Source organism: Citrobacter sp. KH_055_1 (assembly GCF_057838705.1).
Window position 1 is genome coordinate 3,207,246 of the sequence record NZ_CM174473.1, and the last position, 17,814, is coordinate 3,225,059.

The following is a 17,814-nucleotide window of genomic DNA, read 5'->3' on the forward strand; positions in this document are numbered from 1 at the left end:
GGCCATGTTTCATCGTTTATGGACATTAATTCGCAAAGAGCTGCAGTCGCTGTTACGCGAGCCGCAGACACGGGCGATCCTGATTTTACCGGTGCTGATTCAGGTGATCCTGTTTCCGTTTGCAGCCACGTTAGAAGTGACCAACGCCACTATCGCCATCTATAACGAAGACAACGGCAAGCATTCAGTGGAATTAACACAGCGCTTTGCCCGCGCCAGCGCCTTTACCCATATCCTGCTGCTGAAAAGCCCGCAGGAGATCCAACCGACCATCGACACGCAAAAAGCCCTGTTGCTGGTGCGCTTCCCGGCCGACTTTTCGCGTAATCTGGATACCTTCCAACAAGCACCTATGCAGCTGATCCTTGACGGGCGCAACTCAAACAGCGCGCAGATCGCAGCGAATTATCTGCAACAGATCGTTAAGGAATACCAGCAAGAGTTGATGGACGGCAAAGCGAAGCCGAACAACAGCGAACTGGTGGTGCGTAACTGGTATAACCCGAATCTGGATTACAAATGGTTCGTCGTTCCGTCGCTGATCGCCATGATCACCACCATCGGTGTGATGATCGTCACCTCGCTGTCGGTAGCCCGCGAACGTGAGCAGGGCACGCTGGATCAGTTGCTGGTCTCTCCGCTCACCACCTGGCAAATTTTCATTGGCAAAGCGGTGCCTGCGCTGATCGTGGCTACCTTTCAGGCTACTATCGTGCTGGCTATTGGCATCTGGGCCTATCACATTCCGTTTGCCGGTTCGCTGGGCTTGTTTTACTTCACGATGGTGATTTACGGGTTGTCGTTGGTGGGCTTTGGTCTGCTGATTTCATCGCTGTGTTCAACCCAGCAGCAGGCGTTTATCGGCGTGTTCGTCTTTATGATGCCGGCAATTTTACTGTCAGGGTACGTTTCTCCGGTCGAAAACATGCCGGTCTGGCTGCAGAATCTGACGTGGATAAACCCAATCCGTCACTTTACGGACATCACGAAACAGATTTACCTGAAGGATGCGAGCCTGAAGATTGTCTGGGGAAGTTTGTGGCCACTGTTGGTGATAGCGGCCACGACCGGATCAGCGGCGTATGCGATGTTTAGACGCAAAGTGATGTAGTTTTTTGTCTTTCGCCAGCAGCGAAATCACTGCGGGTCCGGCAAGGATCGCCAGTCCCGCTAACGCCAGTAAGACGTTGTTTTGCAGCACGCGGGACAGCAGCCACAGTACGATCATCGCCGCACCGAAATACCACGTGGTGGTCAGCTCTTCCAGTACGTCGGCGACATCACGCCAGCGCTGTTCATGATGACGCTGCAGCGCCAGCATTAATAAAACCGTGACGCCATAAACGACGCATAATCCCAGGCCGACGCGCACCAGCGTGCCGCTCATCCAGCCCATTACCAGCAATGCCACTACCAGTAAATGCAACACAATCTGCCAGCAACTAAGACCTGTTGCGACACGAACACGTTGTTGCCACCTCATGGCTTTTCTCCTGAAGGATCTTTAACTAATTGTTCAGAGTACCGGACTTTACGGAAAATTCCGTAACACCGCATCCTTTTGTGACGCCGACTACACTATTTAAAGGAAAAATGACGCCGACAGGAGAATCATGAGCGGACAAACAGTTCGATTTTCATTCAATGTGCTCACAATTAATACTCACAAAGGTTTTACCGCCTTTAATAAGCGATTTATTTTGCCTGAGCTACGCGATGCCGTCAGAACGGTCGGTGCGGACATTGTGTGCCTGCAGGAAGTGATGGGTGCGCACGAGGTTCACCCTCTGCACGTGGAGAACTGGCCAGATACCACGCACTATGAATTTCTCGCAGATACCATGTGGAGCGACTTCGCCTACGGACGCAATGCCGTGTATCCGCAGGGGCATCACGGTAACGCGGTGCTGTCGCGCTATCCCATTGAACATTATGAGAATCGTGATGTATCCGTCGGCAGCAGTGAAAAGCGCGGTGTGCTTTACTGCCGCATCGTGCCGCCGATGCTCCCTCACCCCATCCATGTGATGTGTGTACATCTTGGTTTGCGTGAAGCCCACCGCCAGGCGCAATTGACCATGCTGGCGGATTGGGTCAATGCCCTGCCTGAAACCGAACCCGTGGTGGTGGCCGGGGATTTCAACGACTGGCGGCAAAAGGCCAATCATCCTTTGAAAACGCAGGCCGGTCTTGACGAGATTTTTACCCGCGCCCACGGACGCCCGGCGCGTACCTTTCCGGTACGTTTGCCGCTGCTGCGTCTCGACAGGATCTATGTGAAAAACGCCAATGCCAGTATTCCGACGGCGCTGGCGCTACGTCACTGGCGACATTTGTCCGACCATGCCCCCCTGAGCGCGGAGATTCATTTATGAAATATGGCTGGCGTGAAGGCAATCAAATTCAGCTGCTGGAAAACGGCGACCAGTACTACCCTGCCGTGTTTAAGGCCATTGAACAGGCGCAGCAAAAAATCATCCTTGAGACTTTTATCTGGTTTGAAGATGCGGTCGGGAAACAATTGCATGCGGCACTGCTCGGTGCGGCACAGCGTGGTGTCAAAGCCGAAGTGCTGCTCGACGGCTACGGGTCACCGGATCTCAGCGAGGAGTTTGTCAGCGAACTCACCACCGCGGGCGTGGTTTTCCGCTATTACGACCCACGCCCGCGGTTGTTCGGCATGCGGACCAACCTTTTTCGCCGCATGCACCGCAAAATTGTGGTGATTGACGACCGTGTCGCTTTCGTCGGCGGGATTAACTATTCCGCCGAGCATATGTCCGATTACGGCCCGGAGGCCAAGCAGGACTACGCCGTGCGTATTGAAGGTCCCATCGTGGCAGACATCCTGACCTTCGTGCTGGAAAACCTGCCGGGGCAAAGCGCCGTGCGCCGCTGGTGGCGACGTCATCATCGGGCAATCGAAAATCGCCAGCCCGGCGAGGCGCAGGCGCTGTTTGTCTGGCGCGATAACGAAGAACATCGTGATGATATTGAACGCCATTATTTGAAAATGCTCACCCAGGCCAAACGCGAAGTGATCATTGCCAACGCCTATTTCTTTCCCGGCTATCGCCTGTTGCATGCGCTGCGCAAAGCGGCGCGACGCGGCGTGCGGGTCAAACTGATAGTGCAGGGTGAACCGGATATGCCGATTGTGAAAGTCGGCGCTCGCCTGCTGTACAACTATCTGGTGAAAGGCGGCGTCCAGGTGTATGAATACCGTCGCAGACCCCTGCACGGCAAAGTCGCGCTAATGGACGATCACTGGGCGACGGTAGGCTCCAGCAACCTCGACCCGCTCAGCCTGTCGCTGAATCTGGAGGCCAACATCATTATCCATGATCGCGCATTTAACCAGGTCCTGCGGGACAATCTGCATCCCATTATTACCGAGGATTGCCAGCAGGTAGATGAATCGATGTTGCCCAGACGCACCTGGTGGAACCTGACCAAGAGCGTGCTGGCGTTCCACTTTTTACGCCACTTTCCGGCGCTGGTCGGCTGGCTACCGGCGCACACGCCGCACCTTACCGAAGTCGCGCCTCCCGCGCAGCCGACTCTGGAAACGCAAGACCGCATTCAGGCTGAAGATGCAGGAGGGAAACCCTGATGGCGAAAGCATCTCCCCGCTGGCGGTTAGCAAAAAAGATCCTCACCTGGCTGTTTTTTATCGCGGTGATCGTACTGCTGGTGGTGTATGCCAGCAAGGTCAACTGGGAAGAGGTCTGGTCGGTTATCCGGGATTACAACCGCCTCGCCCTGCTCAGCGCCATTGGTCTGGTCATCGTCAGCTATCTGCTGTACGGCTGTTATGACCTGCTCGGACGCTATTATTGCGGACACAAGCTGGCAAAACGTCAGGTGATGCTGGTGTCGTTTATCTGCTACGCCTTCAACCTGACGTTAAGCACCTGGGTGGGCGGCATTGGCATGCGCTATCGACTCTATTCCCGCCTCGGATTACCGGGCAGCACGATCACGCGCATTTTCTCACTCAGCATTACCACCAACTGGCTGGGCTATATTCTGCTCGGCGGGTTTATTTTTACCTTCGGCGTCGTTCAACTGCCCGCACACTGGTATATCGACGAGGCCACACTGCGCATTCTGGGTATCGTACTGCTGCTGATTATTGTCATTTATCTGTGGTGTTGCGCCTTCGCTAAACATCGGCATATCACGATTAAAGGGCAAAAACTGGTGCTGCCATCGTGGAAATTCGCGCTGGCGCAGATGGCCATATCCGGAGCAAACTGGATGGTGATGGGAGCGATTATCTGGCTGTTATTAGGCCAGGATATCCATTATTTCTTCGTGCTGGGCGTGCTGCTGGTCAGCAGTATCGCCGGGGTTATCGTACATATTCCGGCGGGTATCGGCGTGCTGGAAGCGGTATTCATGGCACTGTTGGCGGGCGAAAATACCTCGCAAGGCACGATCATCGCCGCCCTGCTCGCGTATCGCGTACTGTATTATTTTATCCCGCTGCTGCTGGCGTTGATGTGCTATTTGTTGCTGGAGAGTCGGGCGAAAAAACTGCGGGCAAAAAACGAGAAGGCGATGGCGAAATAACCGTGAAGGTTATTGCCGGATGCGGCGTAACGCCTTATCCGGCCTACTTTCGACGCAACACGGTAGGCCGGATTAGCGCAGCGCCATCCGGCAGCAAAAATTAACGACGATTGCCGAAAATACGCAGCAGCATCAGGAACAGGTTGATAAAGTCCAGATACAGCGTTAACGCCCCAAGGATCGCGTATTTACGCAGGTTAGAACTGTCGCGCAGATCGATTTGCTCGCCGATGTTTTTCAGCTTCTGCGTGTCATAAGCGGTCAGGCCGACAAACACAATCACCCCAATGTAGGTCACCGCCCACATCAGCGCTTCGCTCTTCAGCCAGAAGTTAACCAGCGAAGCCAGCACGATGCCGATCAACGCCATAAACAGCATGTTGCCAAAACCACTGAGATCGCGCTTGGTGGTGTACCCGTACAGGCTCATGATACCGAACATCCCGCCAGTGACCACAAACGTGCTGGCGATAGACGAGTAGGTATAGACGATAAAGATGCTCGACAGCGTCAGCCCGGTTAATGCCGAATAGAGCATAAACAGCGTGGTGGCCATACCGGCGCTGAGCCTCTGCACCATGCCGGAAAGGACAAACACCAGCGCCAGTTGGGCGATGATCAGCCCAAAGAAAGTGATTTTGCTGGAAAAGACAAACGTCATCACCGCCGGCGTGTTCGCCGCATACCAGGCAATAAACGCCGTCAGTAACAACCCGCAGGTCATCCAGCCGTAGACTTGCGCCATATAGGTTTGCAGACCGGAACGGGCCTGCACAATAGAATCGGTTCGTGGGAATCGGTCCATGACAATCTCCTGAATTAGTATGTACCTAAACCAATTGTACTCTACCAGCGTTTTGCTGCTTGCTTATCGCTGTCGCGGGCATCAACCCAACGGTCGCCTTCCGGCGTGGCCTCGCGTTTCCAGAACGGCGCGCGGGTCTTAAGATAATCCATAATAAACTGTCCGGCGTCAAAGGCACTGCTGCGATGCGCGCTGGTCACGCCAACGAAGACTATCTCATCTCCCGGCCACAGCTCACCAATACGGTGGATAACCGTCACGCGGCCCAGCGGCCAGCGTTCACGCGCCTCATCGACGATTTCCGCCAGCGCTTTTTCGGTCATGCCCGGGTAATGTTCCAGCGTCAATGCCTGCACGCTGTCCCCGAGATTGTGATTACGCACTTTACCGGTAAACGTGACCACCGCGCCGTCTTCATCGCGCTCTGCCAGCCAGGGATATTCTTCCCCAACGCTAAACGGCGCAGGCCCAACAACAATTCGCGTTTCAGCCATCTCAGCCTCCGGTTACCGGTGGGAAGAAGGCCACTTCATCACCTGCGTTGAGGGGATGGTCGAAGCTCACCAGCGTTTGGTTGACGGCCGCCAGCAGCTTGCCATCTTCTAAAGCCAGCGCCCAACGATCGCTTTGCGCAGCCAGATGCTGGCGCAAGGCTTCCACCGTGGGAAAATCTGCCGCGACCTCTAACGTATCTGCGTTCACCAGTTCTCGCACCTGGGCAAAGAAAAGCACCTTAATCATCTGCATCCACCTTAAAATCACCCGACTTGCCGCCGCTTTTCGCCAGCAGACGTACCGGACCAATCACCATATCCTTTTGAACCGCTTTGCACATGTCGTAGATGGTCAGCGCCGCCACCGATGCTGCGGTTAACGCTTCCATTTCGACGCCGGTTTTCCCGGTCAGTCGGCACAGCGATTCAATGCGCACACGGTTGTGTTCCGGCTCGGCGCGCAGATTAACTTCAACCTTGCTGAGCATCAGCGGGTGACATAGCGGGATAAGATCCCAGGTACGCTTGGCGGCCTGGATACCGGCAATACGTGCGGTCGCGAAAACATCGCCTTTATGGTGGCTGCCGTCGATAATCATCGCCAGGGTTTCGCTACGCATAGTGACGAAGGCTTCGGCGCGCGCTTCACGTACGGTTTCGGCTTTGGCGGAAACATCCACCATGTGCGCTTCGCCAGCGGCGTTAATATGAGTCAGTTGCGACATACTTATTTCTTCAAATGGGGGTGGAAGTTACACGGACGCGTACGGGCATCGAGCTGCGGCGCAATGATATTTTCCCAGGCAGTGCGACACGCTTTGGTCGACCCCGGCATGGCAAAAATCAGCGTTTTATTGGCCACACCGGCAATCGCGCGTGATTGCAACGTCGCGGTGCCAATCTCTTCAAAGGAGAGCATGCGGAACACTTCGCCAAACCCTTCGACTTCACGGTCGAACAGCGGCAGCAGCGCTTCTGGTGCCTGGTCGCCTTCGGTCAAACCGGTACCGCCAGTAATCAGCACCACTTGCACATCGTCACTGGCAATCCAGGCGGAAACCTGGGCGCGGATGGCATAGCGGTTCTCTTTAACAATCGCCTTGTCTACAATCTGATGACCCGCCTCCAGCGCACTGTCGCGCAGATAATGGCCGGAGGTATCGTCCTCTTCGCCACGACGGCTGGAAACAGTAAGAATAGCAATGCGTGTCGGGATAAATTCAGCGCTTACCTGACTCATGAAAAACTCCTTTTAGCGATCAGCCGCCAATGTAAGATAAGTTTTGCGTAATACCGGTATTGTTCTGATGCAGGAAGTGGGTCTGCTTTTTCTCCAGCAACGCGCTTGAGATACGTTCTTCCAGCGCAGACTGCTGAGCGTCATCTTCCAGCAAATCACGCAGGCTGACCCCGCCTTCACCGAATAAGCACAGATGCAGTTTGCCGACAGAAGAGACGCGCAGACGGTTGCAGGTGGCGCAGAAGTCTTTCTCATACGGCATGATCAGACCGATTTCACCCGCATAATCGGGATGACAGAAAACCTGCGCCGGACCGTCGCTGCGCTGGCGTAGCTGATGGATCCAGCCGCGACGCAGCAGTTCATCGCGCAGTACCTGGCCGGAGATATGGTGTTTACGGAAGAGAGAACTGCCTTCGCCGGTTTCCATCAGCTCAATAAAGCGTAATTGAATCGGACGTGGCTGGATCCAGGCGAGAAAGGTGTCCAGTTGATGGTGGTTTACATCGCGCATCAGCACGGTGTTCACTTTGACTTTCTCAAAACCGGCATCAAAGGCGGCATCAATGCCCGCCATCACCTGTTGAAATTTATCCTGCCCGGTAATGGCATGAAACTGACGGGCGTCAAGGCTGTCGACGCTGACGTTCAGCGCCGTGAGCCCCGCCTCACGCCAGGTGGCGGCATCCCGTGCCAGACGATAACCGTTGGTGGTCACCGCTATCTGGCGGATGGCGTCATTTTCTCGCACGGCGGCGATGATGTCGGTAAAGTCGCGACGCAATGACGGTTCGCCCCCGGTCAGACGCACTTTTTCCGTTCCCAGATTGGCGAACGCACGCGTGACACGACGAATTTCATCAACGGTCAAAAAACCGTTATTGGTGACCCCACCGGGCTTGTAGCCATCCGGCAGGCAGTAGGTGCAACGAAAGTTACACACATCGGTAATCGACAAACGTAAGTAGTAAAACTTACGTGCGAAAGCATCGGTAAGTTGAGAGCCCATGTACACCTTTCCAAATACGGGAGGCGGAGTCATTTCTTCCTGCGCCCTGGTGACAATCTGATGTAAGCCTTGTCACGGCCAAAGCACCGTATCATTTGACCCAGGTGCAGAGGCTAGAGTGTTTATACTCGTCATACGTCGAGTACATGTTGGTTATGCCGATACTAGCGTGTAAATAACAGTTTTGCCATGTACACTTTCGCTATATAATCCTATACATAGCGACATGATCGTGCAATTTCGCTACAGAATAAGCAAAAATCACAGTTTTGCATTGATATACATCATCTTGCTATCAGGTGGATGTCGTCAAAAAGGGGTAGATCGCCTAAATTTATTTTCACACAACACCACCAGATAATTGCTGAAAACCCGTAATTTACGCTACTGTAACGGCGATCAATTAATATCAGGAATAACTATGCGCACTCGCACGTTGGCGGATCTGGATCGCGTTGTCGCTCTCGGCGGAGGGCATGGATTGGGACGCGTCCTCTCTTCACTTTCTCCTTTAGGTTCACGCCTGACGGGCATTGTCACCACCACCGATAACGGCGGATCTACCGGTCGAATTCGCCGCTCCGAGGGAGGTATTGCCTGGGGAGATATGCGTAACTGTCTGAACCAGTTAATTACCCAGCCCAGCGTCGCATCCGCGATGTTTGAGTATCGTTTTGGCGGTAATGGCGAACTTTCCGGGCATAACCTCGGAAATCTGATGTTAAAGGCATTAGATCACCTCAGCGTACGTCCTCTGGAAGCGATCAATTTAATTCGCAGCCTGTTGAAAGTTGACGCGCATTTAATTCCGATGTCCGAGCTGCCGGTCGATTTAATGGCTATCGACGATCAGGGACATGAGATTTATGGCGAGGTGAATATCGATCAGCTCACTATCCCGCCTCAGGAACTGATGCTGTCGCCAAAGGTGCCGACCACGCGCGAAGCGGTAGAGGCTATCGCTGAAGCCGATTTGATTCTGATTGGGCCGGGCAGTTTTTACACCAGCCTGATGCCGATCCTGCTGCTCGACGAACTGGCGCAGGCCTTACGTCGCACACCGGCTCCGATGGTATACATCGGCAATCTGGGGCGTGAATTAAGCCTCCCTGCCGCCAGTCTGACGCTTAACGATAAGCTGACTATCATCGAACAATATGTCGGGAAAAAAGTGATTGATGCGGTGGTTGTCGGGCCAAAAGTCGATGCTTCAGCCGTGAGTGACCGCATTGTGATTCAGGACGTACTGGAAGCCAGCGATATTCCGTATCGCCACGACCGTCAGCTGTTGCACGACGCGCTGGAAAAAGCGGTGCAAGCGTTAGGCTAGGTGGAATTGCCTGATGGCGCTACGCTTATCAGGCCTACCGAAGCGTTCTGTTCCGCCATCCGGCACCAAACACTGACTGATGTGCTGCGCTTATCAGGCCTACCAACGCGCTCTATCCCGTAGGCCGGATAAGGGATTTATCCCGCATCAGGCACCCACTTACGATGCCGCGATAAACAGCTCGCGCAGCTGGTGCAGCTGATCGCGGATTTGAGCAGCTTCTTCAAACTCCAGGTTCTGCGCGTGCTTCATCATCTGCCCTTCCAGTTCATGGATTTTCTGCTGCAGCGCCTTCGGCGTCATATCCAATTCAACCACCTCGGACTTCGCGCCGGAACGCGACTTGCCTCGGCCCTTGGCTTTGGTCTTGGCAATATTTTGCCCCAGCGCCAGAATGTCGACCACCTTCTTGTTCAGCCCCTGCGGCGTAATACCGTGCTCTTCGTTGTACTGATGCTGCTTCTCACGACGCCGTTCGGTTTCGCCGATCGCCTTTGCCATTGAGGCCGTAATTTTATCGCCGTAGAGGATCGCTTTACCGTTGATGTTACGTGCCGCACGGCCGATAGTCTGGATCAGCGATCGCTCAGAACGCAGGAACCCTTCTTTGTCGGCGTCCAGAATCGCCACCAGAGAGACCTCAGGCATGTCCAGACCTTCTCGTAACAGGTTGATACCCACCAGCACGTCAAACTCGCCCAGACGCAGGTCACGAATGATTTCCATACGTTCCACGGTGTCGATGTCCGAGTGCAGATAGCGCACCCGCTCGCCGTGCTCTTCGAGGTATTCAGTGAGGTCTTCCGCCATCCGCTTGGTTAGCGTCGTCACCAGTACACGTTCGTTGATCGCCGCGCGGATACGAATTTCAGACAGCAGGTCATCGACCTGTGTTGCCACCGGGCGCACTTCAATCACTGGATCCAGCAGGCCGGTCGGTCGTACTACCTGATCAACGACGTCATCGCCGGATTTCTCCAGCTCATAGTTGCCCGGCGTGGCGGAGACATAGATGGTTTGCGGGGCCAGCGCCTCAAACTCTTCAAACTTCAACGGGCGGTTATCCAGTGCTGACGGCAGACGAAAACCGTACTCGACCAGCGTCTCTTTTCGCGCCCGGTCGCCGCGATACATACCGCCGATTTGCGGAATAGTCACGTGGGATTCATCGACCACCAGCAGGCCATCGGCTGGCAGGTAGTCAAACAGCGTCGGCGGCGGCTCGCCAGGCCCGCGCCCGGAGAGATAGCGGGAATAGTTTTCAATGCCCGAACAGTAGCCCAGTTCGTTCATCATCTCCAGATCGAACTGCGTACGCTGGCTTAAGCGCTGTTCTTCCAGCAACTTGTTGTTCGCCAGCAGGTTTTTACGCCGCTCGGCAAGCTCGACCTTAATGTCTTCCATCGCCTGCACAATGCGTTCGCGTGGCGTAACGTAGTGCGTTTTAGGGTAGACGGTAAAGCGTGGAATGCTGGATTCAACCTGCCCGGTCAGCGGGTCAAACAGCGACAGGCGCTCCACTTCTTCATCAAACAGCTCCACGCGCAGCGCAATGTCGTCAGATTCTGCCGGGAAGATGTCTATCACTTCACCGCGCACACGGAACGTCCCGCGCTGAAATGCCTGATCGTTGCGGGTATATTGCAGCTCCGCCAGCCGCCGCAAAATGGCGCGCTGGTCGATGATCATGCCGACCGTCAGGTGCAGCATCATTTTCAAATACAGGTCCGGGTCGCCCAGACCATAGATCGCGGAAACCGAGGCCACCACAATGACATCCCGACGCTCCAGCAGCGCCTTGGTCGCCGACAGTCGCATTTGCTCGATGTGTTCGTTGACCGACGCATCTTTCTCGATGAATGTATCAGAACTCGGTACGTACGCTTCCGGCTGGTAATAGTCGTAGTAGGAGACAAAATACTCTACCGCGTTATCCGGGAAGAATTCTTTCATCTCGCCATAAAGCTGGGCCGCCAGCGTCTTGTTGGGTGCCAGCACCATGGTTGGCCGCTGGAGGTCCGCAATGACGTTGGCGATGGTGAACGTTTTCCCCGAACCCGTTACGCCCAGCAGCGTCTGATGCGCCAGACCATCCTCCAGCCCTTCTTCCAGGCGACGAATCGCCTCAGGCTGATCGCCAGAGGGTTTAAAAGCGGAATTCAGTTTGAACGGTTTACTCATGAGCAGCTACCTGAAGCAATGGGCGGGCAGGTGTCTAATTTTACTCGCAGCAGTAGATTTTGCCAGTAAAATATACTGGATGAAAAAACAGTAACACACCACAATATTTCTGTTACGCCCCCTTAACCCCCATCACGGCGGGCTAAAATTTCACCGCAGGCAAGATAAAACACCAGCAAAAATGTGTTATCCCCAGACCTATGACTTTTTTAACATTTGTCAAGCCAGGAGATGAAAGTTTTATGGCAACAGATGACACTTCCGCGACAGCCATTGCTTTTATCTAACAATCTGTATTTGAATAACTATTTCCTCAAGCCGTCTTTCGCAGCAATTTAGTCGCAGGCCGCGTCTTCTCTCGCTTACATAGTGTTTTCTAACTCTAATGCACAAGGTTATCCACAGGAATAGTGGATAACTGTCTCCAGCCCGTGCTGACTGCCGCCTGGCAGAAACGTATCGATGTCCTTTTTTGGTCGAATAAAAAAAAATTATCGCTAAATTTTGATATTTATCAGCTAACGAAGCGGGCTGGAGCAGTCGAGATCCTGCTCGCATTTTCATCATTTTTTTGCCTGCCCAGGGCGTTAACACGGGCAGGCCACAGCAGCCTATCCGCACCAGAATGGCGCCTAAGGCAGCGTGCTCAGATCGATATAGTGTCCGGTCTCTGCCCGCTCCGGCGTCGCTGACAGCCACGGGATCTCGCCCAGCAGCGGTGCCGCAAGTGTGCGCCTCAGCGTCGCCATGTATTCAGCGTGACGCTTCCCTGGCGGGGTTACGTCATTGGCAACCCAGCCGACCAGCGTCAGCCCGGCCTGGCGTATCGCCTGCGCGGTCAGGAGGGCATGATTGATACAGCCGAGCTTCACGCCCACCACCAGAATCACCGGCAATTGTTCCGTTTGCACCCAGTCGGCAAAGCTCAGCGTCGGCGAAAGCGGGGTCAACCATCCCCCGGCCCCTTCGACCAGCACCCAGTCGGCCTGTTTCTCCAGGGCGCGTAAACCAGCAGACATCACCGGGGCCTGAATCGGTCGCCCTTCATCGGCGCTGATAATATGCGGTGACGTGGGTTCGGCGAAGGTATACGGATTGATGGCCGCATAGTCCACTGCCAACGAACTGTTCCGCTGCAACGCCAGGGCATCGCTGTTACGCAGGCCGTCTGCCGTCATTTCACTGCCCGAGGCGACCGGCTTGTAGCCCACGGTCCGGTAGCCCAACTGTCCTGCCGCCTGTAACAATGCACAGCTGGCGATGGTTTTACCAACCTCGGTGTCCGTCCCGGTGACAAAATACGTTTTAGTCACGTTGAATCACTCCCCAAAAAAGATGGTACGTCAGCGGGTATTTCCCCTGTTTCTGGGGCCAGGCTAACTGTAACTGTTGCAGCTGTGAGCGGGTCAGCACGCGCTGTTCGCGACCTTCATGCAAATGCGTCGCGCCAATGCCTTTGAGCGAACGCATGGCGCTCAGCGCATCGTCAAACCACAGCGTGACGGCCTGCATCTGATACTCAACTTCCCAGCCGTGCAGCGCGTTTTCCAGCTGTTCGACGGGTAAAAAACGGTTGGCGTGCGCCCGGTTATCCACCGCCTGCCACGCCTGACGCAGTTCCGGCATCGAGCCATGCGCCAGGGTGCTGAAGGCCACCGTCCCGCCGGGGCGCACGACCCGGTAGAGTTCGCCTAATGCGTCGCGTAAATCGCCGCACCATTGCACGGCCAGATTGCTCCAGGCCAGGTCAAACGTCGCGGTATCTTGCGGAATGGCCTCAATATCAGCCAGCAGATAATGGTGCGCCGCATCGTGCCGCTGGGCTTGCGCTAGCATAGGCGCAGACAAATCCAGGGCGCTGACCTCGCTCCCCTGCTCTCGCCAGTAGCGACTCATACGACCTGGCCCGCAGCCGGCATCCAGCACGCGGGCATACTGCCGCCCCGCCAGCCGCGCCAGTAACGCATCGGCGCTTTGACGCTGTAATTCAGCGTGTTGTTCGTAGTGGGAGGCAGCGCGTCCGAACGCGGCGGCAATGGCCTGCTTATCAACCTGCGTCATGCAGCACCTCCAGCAAGCGGTCGATATCCTGAGCTTCATGCGCCTGAGTCAGCGTCAGTCGCAGTCTGGCAGTACCAACCGGCACGGTAGGTGGCCGGATTGCCGTCACCCAGCAACCCCGATCGCGTAACGTCTGCGCCAGCTGCAACGCTTTTTGGTTATCGCCGACGATCAGTGGCTGAATAGCGCTGTCTGACTGTGCCAGCAGCAAATCAGGGTTCGTCATACCGGCACGAAAACGCTGGATAAGCATCGCCAGCTTTTCCCGGCGCTCGTCGCCTTCGCGACTGCGGATCACCGCCAGCGCGGCGCGCAACGCCTGAGCCTGTGCCGGGGGCATACTGGTGCTGTAAATCAGATGGCGAGCAAACTGCAGCAGATAATCGGCCACGCTGTCAGAGCAGAGAATGGCCGCCCCGCTGACGCCAAAGCCTTTGCCGAAGGTCACCACCAGCAGCTCGGGCTTGACCTGCTGCTGCCAGCACGAGCCGCGTCCTTCCTCACCGGTGACGCCAATACCGTGGGCATCATCCACCAGCAGCCACGCCTCATGGCGCTGCGCCTCGGCGTGGATTTGCGCCAGCGGCGCGCTGTCGCCGTCCATGCTGAACACGCCTTCGGTGACCACCAGCTGTTGCCCCAGACAGGGAGCCGCCAGCAGACGAGCTAAATGCTGAGTGTCGTTATGGGTAAAGCGGCGCAGCATGGCCGGGCTCAGACTGGCGGCCTCCAGCAGCGAAGCGTGGCTGAGTCGGTCTGCAACAATGCGATCCTGTTTACCCATCAGCGCGGCAATCACCGCCTGATTGGCGGCAAACCCGGAGGTAAACAGCAGCGCGCGTGAATAGCCCAGCCATTGTGCCAGTTCGTCTTCCAGCGCCTGATGCGCTATGGAATAACCGCTGACATGCCCTGAGCCGCCGCTGCCGACGCCAAATCGGTCGGCCCCTTGCTGCCACGCACAGACGATCTGCGGATGGTGGCTTAGCCCAAGGTAATCGTTACTGGAAAAATTCAGATATTGACGACCATCTGCCTGCAACCAACGCCCGGCGCCCTGCGTCACCGCATGACGACGGCGCAGAGCATCGGCAGAACGACGCGCCGCCAGCGCATCGTCAATTTTTTGCTGCCAGGTCATACAGTTGCCGCGTTGTAGTAATCGTCAGTGTCTGGGGTGCGCAGGGCCTGTTCCAGACGCTGCTGCTGTTCGTTATCGCCCGCCAGCACCGCCGTTTGCTGGGGATTCAGGCCCAGCTTGCGGAACAGCAGAAGGTCTTTATCTTCGTTCGGGTTCGGCGTGGTCAGCAGTTTACAGCCGTAGAAAATCGAGTTAGCCCCGGCCATAAAGCACATGGCCTGGGTCTGTTCGTTCATTTGTTCGCGTCCTGCAGACAGACGGACATACGAGGTCGGCATCATGATGCGCGCCACGGCGATGGTGCGGATAAAATCAAACGCATCCACATCGTCATTATCCGCCAGCGGCGTGCCCTTCACCTTCACCAGCATATTGATGGGGACGCTTTCCGGCGGAGTGGGCAGGTTTGCCAGCTGCAGCAGCAACCCGGCGCGGTCAGTGACCGTTTCGCCTAAGCCGACAATGCCGCCAGAGCAGACTTTAATCCCGGCTTCACGCACTTTATCCAGCGTATCCAGGCGTTCCTGATATGAACGGGTAGTGATGATATTGCCGTAAAACTCCGGCGAGGTGTCGAGGTTGTGGTTGTAGTAGTCGAGACCCGCGCTGGCCAGACGCTGCGCCTGCGTTTCGTCCAGCGTACCCAACGTCATACAGGCTTCCAGCCCCAGTTCTTTCACGCCCTGCACCATTTGTTCCAGGTAAGGCATATCGCGCTCGTGTGGATTCTTCCACGCCGCGCCCATGCAGAAACGCGTTGAACCAGCTTGTTTGGCCTTACGCGCAGAGTCCAGTACCTGCTCAACTTCCATTAAACGCTCGGTTTCCAGACCGGTTTTATAGCGGGAACTTTGTGGGCAATATTTGCAGTCTTCCGGACAAGCGCCGGTTTTTATCGACAACAACGTACTGACCTGTACCTGCTGCGGGTCAAAGTGCTGACGGTGGATCTGTTGCGCTTCAAACAGCAGATCCAGCAGTGGTTTTTCAAATAATTCGGTAACTTGCGACATTGTCCAGCGAGAAGAATGAGCCATATTGGTGTTCGTTTCATTTTGAGTTTCGTGTAGACTCGTAAACCTAAATCTTTTTAATTTGGTTTACAAGTCGATTATGACAACGGACGATCTTGCCTTTGACCAACGCCATATCTGGCACCCTTACACCTCGATGACCTCCCCGCTGCCGGTGTATCCGGTAGCGCGCGCTGAAGGTTGTGAACTGATTTTAGCCAGCGGCGAGAGACTGATTGACGGGATGTCGTCCTGGTGGGCGGCGATCCACGGTTACAATCACCCGCAGCTGAACGCCGCGATGAAAACGCAAATCGACGCCATGTCACACGTGATGTTTGGCGGCATTACCCATGCCCCGGCCATTGCACTGTGCCGCCAGCTGGTTGCCATGACGCCAGAACCACTGGAATGCGTTTTCCTCGCGGACTCAGGCTCCGTTGCCGTGGAAGTAGCGATGAAAATGGCGCTGCAGTACTGGCAGGCAAAAGGCGAATCTCGCCAGCGTTTCCTGACGTTCCGTAACGGGTATCACGGTGACACCTTCGGGGCGATGTCGGTCTGCGATCCTGACAACTCAATGCACAGTCTGTGGAAAGGGTATCTGCCGGAAAACCTGTTCGCCCCAGCCCCGCAAAGCCGGATGGGCGGCGAGTGGGATGAGCTGGATATGGTGCCCTTTGCCCGTCTGATGGCGGCCCATCGCCACGAGATTGCGGCAGTGATCCTGGAGCCTGTCGTTCAGGGTGCAGGCGGCATGCGCATGTACCATCCCGAGTGGTTAAAGCGCATCCGTAAGATGTGCGATCGCGAAGGTATTCTGCTGATTGCCGACGAAATCGCCACCGGCTTTGGCCGCACCGGTAAGCTATTTGCCTGTGAACACGCCAACATTACACCGGATATTTTATGTCTCGGCAAAGCGTTAACCGGCGGGACAATGACCCTTTCTGCCACCCTGACCACTCGCCAGGTGGCGGAAACCATCAGTAACGGCGAAGCGGGCTGCTTTATGCACGGTCCGACGTTTATGGGCAATCCGCTGGCCTGCGCCGTCGCCTCCGCCAGTTTGTCTCTGCTGGAGTCGGGCGAGTGGCGCTCACAGGTGGCTGCAATCGAAGCGCAACTGCGCCGCGAACTGGCACCGGCGGCGGATTCGGCGTATGTCGCCGACGTGCGCGTTCTCGGTGCCATCGGCGTGATAGAAACCACCCACCCGGTGAAGATGGCGGCGTTGCAGAAGTTCTTTGTCGATCAGGGCGTATGGGTCAGACCGTTTGGCAAGCTTATCTACCTGATGCCACCGTATATTATCCAGCCCGAACAACTGCGTCGTCTGACCCAGGCGGTGAACGACGCCGTGCGCAATGCAACATTTTTTAGCGATTAATCGGCGGTAAACTGTGCGTTTTCTGGCTACACTTTTTGGCTAACGAGAGGAGTCGGCATGAAACTTATCAGTAACGATCTGCGCGACGGGGACAAACTCCCGCATCGCCACGTTTTAAACGGCATGGGGTATGACGGGGACAATATTTCCCCGCATCTGGCGTGGGACGATGTGCCCGCCGGGACCAAAAGTTTTGTCGTGACCTGTTACGATCCTGATGCACCAACCGGCTCCGGCTGGTGGCACTGGGTGGTGGTTAACCTGCCTGCAGATACCCGGGTTCTGCCGCAAGGGTACGGCTCCGGATTGGTTGCGTTGCCGGAGGGCGTGCTGCAAACGCGCACGGACTTTGGTAAAGCTGGCTACGGCGGCGCGGCACCGCCAAAAGGGGAAACGCATCGCTATATCTTTACGGTTCACGCGCTGGATGTGGAGCGTCTTGATGTCGATGAGGGCGCCAGCGGCGCGATGGTCGGATTTAACGTCCATTTCCATTCGCTCGCCAGCGCATCAATTACCGCGATGTTCAGTTAAGCGTAGTGCCGGATGTCGGCTTCGCCTCATCCGGCCTACCA

The 17,814-nt window shown here is 55.7% G+C and carries 19 protein-coding genes and 1 riboswitch; of the genes, 7 read left to right on the forward strand and 12 right to left on the reverse strand.

Going from position 1 to position 17,814, the window contains the following annotated elements; genetic code table 11:
• Positions 1-4 precede the first annotated feature (4 nt).
• On the forward strand, positions 5-1,111 hold the full coding sequence (locus AC3ITF_RS15190; RefSeq protein WP_096757769.1) for an ABC transporter permease: 1,107 nt from the start codon (positions 5-7) through the stop codon (positions 1,109-1,111).
• Here the strand turns inward: AC3ITF_RS15190 and AC3ITF_RS15195 are convergent.
• Positions 1,073-1,483 (reverse strand): YbhQ family protein, encoded by a 411-nt coding sequence (locus tag AC3ITF_RS15195; RefSeq protein WP_115258999.1) that lies wholly within the window; start codon positions 1,481-1,483, stop codon positions 1,073-1,075. The two genes, AC3ITF_RS15190 and AC3ITF_RS15195, sit on opposite strands and share 39 nt — an antisense overlap.
• A 130-nt stretch (positions 1,484-1,613) precedes the next feature.
• Between AC3ITF_RS15195 and AC3ITF_RS15200 the strand changes: the two genes are divergently transcribed.
• From AC3ITF_RS15200 to AC3ITF_RS15210, 3 genes are read left to right on the forward strand one after another with little or no spacing between them, the layout of a single operon-like run.
• Positions 1,614-2,375, forward strand: a complete 762-nt coding sequence (locus AC3ITF_RS15200) for an endonuclease/exonuclease/phosphatase family protein (protein ID WP_115259000.1) — start codon at positions 1,614-1,616, stop codon at positions 2,373-2,375.
• Positions 2,372-3,613, forward strand: coding sequence for a cardiolipin synthase ClsB (gene clsB, locus AC3ITF_RS15205; RefSeq protein ID WP_096757772.1), 1,242 nt, complete (start codon positions 2,372-2,374; stop codon positions 3,611-3,613). Before AC3ITF_RS15200 ends, clsB begins: the two co-directional genes overlap by 4 nt.
• Positions 3,613-4,575 carry a lysylphosphatidylglycerol synthase domain-containing protein gene (locus AC3ITF_RS15210; RefSeq protein WP_096757773.1) on the forward strand — a complete coding sequence of 321 codons (963 nt, stop codon included), beginning with the start codon at positions 3,613-3,615 and terminating at the stop codon, positions 4,573-4,575. The genes clsB and AC3ITF_RS15210 overlap by 1 nt, the downstream gene beginning before the upstream one ends.
• A 100-nt stretch (positions 4,576-4,675) precedes the next feature.
• On the opposite strand, the gene AC3ITF_RS15215 is transcribed toward AC3ITF_RS15210, so the two are convergent.
• The 6 genes from AC3ITF_RS15215 to moaA form a co-directional block, all read right to left on the reverse strand.
• Positions 4,676-5,380, reverse strand: coding sequence for a Bax inhibitor-1/YccA family protein (locus tag AC3ITF_RS15215; RefSeq protein ID WP_096757774.1), 705 nt, complete (start codon positions 5,378-5,380; stop codon positions 4,676-4,678).
• Positions 5,381-5,421: 41 nt separating this feature from the next.
• Complete coding sequence (moaE, locus tag AC3ITF_RS15220; protein ID WP_115259002.1) at positions 5,422-5,874, reverse strand: molybdopterin synthase catalytic subunit MoaE; 453 nt, start codon at positions 5,872-5,874, stop codon at positions 5,422-5,424.
• 1 nt (position 5,875) lies between these two features.
• Positions 5,876-6,121, reverse strand: a complete 246-nt coding sequence (moaD, locus tag AC3ITF_RS15225; protein ID WP_096757776.1) for a molybdopterin synthase sulfur carrier subunit — start codon at positions 6,119-6,121, stop codon at positions 5,876-5,878.
• A complete protein-coding gene (gene moaC, locus AC3ITF_RS15230) occupies positions 6,114-6,599 on the reverse strand; it encodes a cyclic pyranopterin monophosphate synthase MoaC (protein WP_096757777.1) in 486 nt (161 codons plus the stop codon). Before moaC ends, moaD begins: the two co-directional genes overlap by 8 nt.
• 2 nt (positions 6,600-6,601) lie before the next feature.
• Positions 6,602-7,114 carry a molybdenum cofactor biosynthesis protein B gene (moaB, locus tag AC3ITF_RS15235; protein ID WP_096757778.1) on the reverse strand — a complete coding sequence of 171 codons (513 nt, stop codon included), beginning with the start codon at positions 7,112-7,114 and terminating at the stop codon, positions 6,602-6,604.
• A 19-nt stretch (positions 7,115-7,133) separates the two neighbouring features.
• Positions 7,134-8,123 carry a GTP 3',8-cyclase MoaA gene (moaA, locus tag AC3ITF_RS15240; protein ID WP_096757779.1) on the reverse strand — a complete coding sequence of 330 codons (990 nt, stop codon included), beginning with the start codon at positions 8,121-8,123 and terminating at the stop codon, positions 7,134-7,136.
• A riboswitch (molybdenum cofactor riboswitch) is annotated at positions 8,111-8,256 on the reverse strand. It overlaps the preceding gene by 13 nt.
• Positions 8,257-8,544: 288 nt before the next feature.
• Between moaA and yvcK the strand changes: the two genes are divergently transcribed.
• Positions 8,545-9,453: a uridine diphosphate-N-acetylglucosamine-binding protein YvcK gene (gene yvcK / locus AC3ITF_RS15245; RefSeq protein WP_115259004.1), complete on the forward strand. Its 909-nt coding sequence runs from the start codon at positions 8,545-8,547 to the stop codon at positions 9,451-9,453.
• A 159-nt stretch (positions 9,454-9,612) separates the two neighbouring features.
• Here yvcK and uvrB read toward each other — a convergent pair whose 3' ends face one another.
• From uvrB to bioB, 5 genes are all read right to left on the reverse strand, one after another.
• Positions 9,613-11,634 carry an excinuclease ABC subunit UvrB gene (uvrB, locus tag AC3ITF_RS15250; protein WP_115259005.1) on the reverse strand — a complete coding sequence of 674 codons (2,022 nt, stop codon included), beginning with the start codon at positions 11,632-11,634 and terminating at the stop codon, positions 9,613-9,615.
• 632 nt (positions 11,635-12,266) lie between these two features.
• On the reverse strand, positions 12,267-12,947 hold the full coding sequence (gene bioD, locus AC3ITF_RS15255; protein ID WP_411508849.1) for a dethiobiotin synthase: 681 nt from the start codon (positions 12,945-12,947) through the stop codon (positions 12,267-12,269).
• Positions 12,940-13,695: a malonyl-ACP O-methyltransferase BioC gene (bioC, locus tag AC3ITF_RS15260; protein WP_411508850.1), complete on the reverse strand. Its 756-nt coding sequence runs from the start codon at positions 13,693-13,695 to the stop codon at positions 12,940-12,942. The genes bioD and bioC overlap by 8 nt, the downstream gene beginning before the upstream one ends.
• The gene (bioF, locus tag AC3ITF_RS15265) at positions 13,682-14,836 is read right to left on the reverse strand and encodes an 8-amino-7-oxononanoate synthase (RefSeq protein WP_489175808.1); all 1,155 of its coding nucleotides are present in this window, start codon (positions 14,834-14,836) and stop codon (positions 13,682-13,684) included. Before bioF ends, bioC begins: the two co-directional genes overlap by 14 nt.
• Positions 14,833-15,873: a biotin synthase BioB gene (gene bioB, locus AC3ITF_RS15270; RefSeq protein ID WP_096757785.1), complete on the reverse strand. Its 1,041-nt coding sequence runs from the start codon at positions 15,871-15,873 to the stop codon at positions 14,833-14,835. Before bioB ends, bioF begins: the two co-directional genes overlap by 4 nt.
• A gap of 76 nt (positions 15,874-15,949) precedes the next feature.
• On the opposite strand from bioB, the gene bioA reads away from it, so the two are divergent.
• Positions 15,950-17,239, forward strand: a complete 1,290-nt coding sequence (bioA, locus tag AC3ITF_RS15275; RefSeq protein ID WP_489175809.1) for an adenosylmethionine--8-amino-7-oxononanoate transaminase — start codon at positions 15,950-15,952, stop codon at positions 17,237-17,239.
• A 57-nt stretch (positions 17,240-17,296) separates the two neighbouring features.
• Positions 17,297-17,773: a kinase inhibitor gene (locus AC3ITF_RS15280; RefSeq protein WP_115259010.1), complete on the forward strand. Its 477-nt coding sequence runs from the start codon at positions 17,297-17,299 to the stop codon at positions 17,771-17,773.
• Positions 17,774-17,814 lie beyond the last annotated feature (41 nt).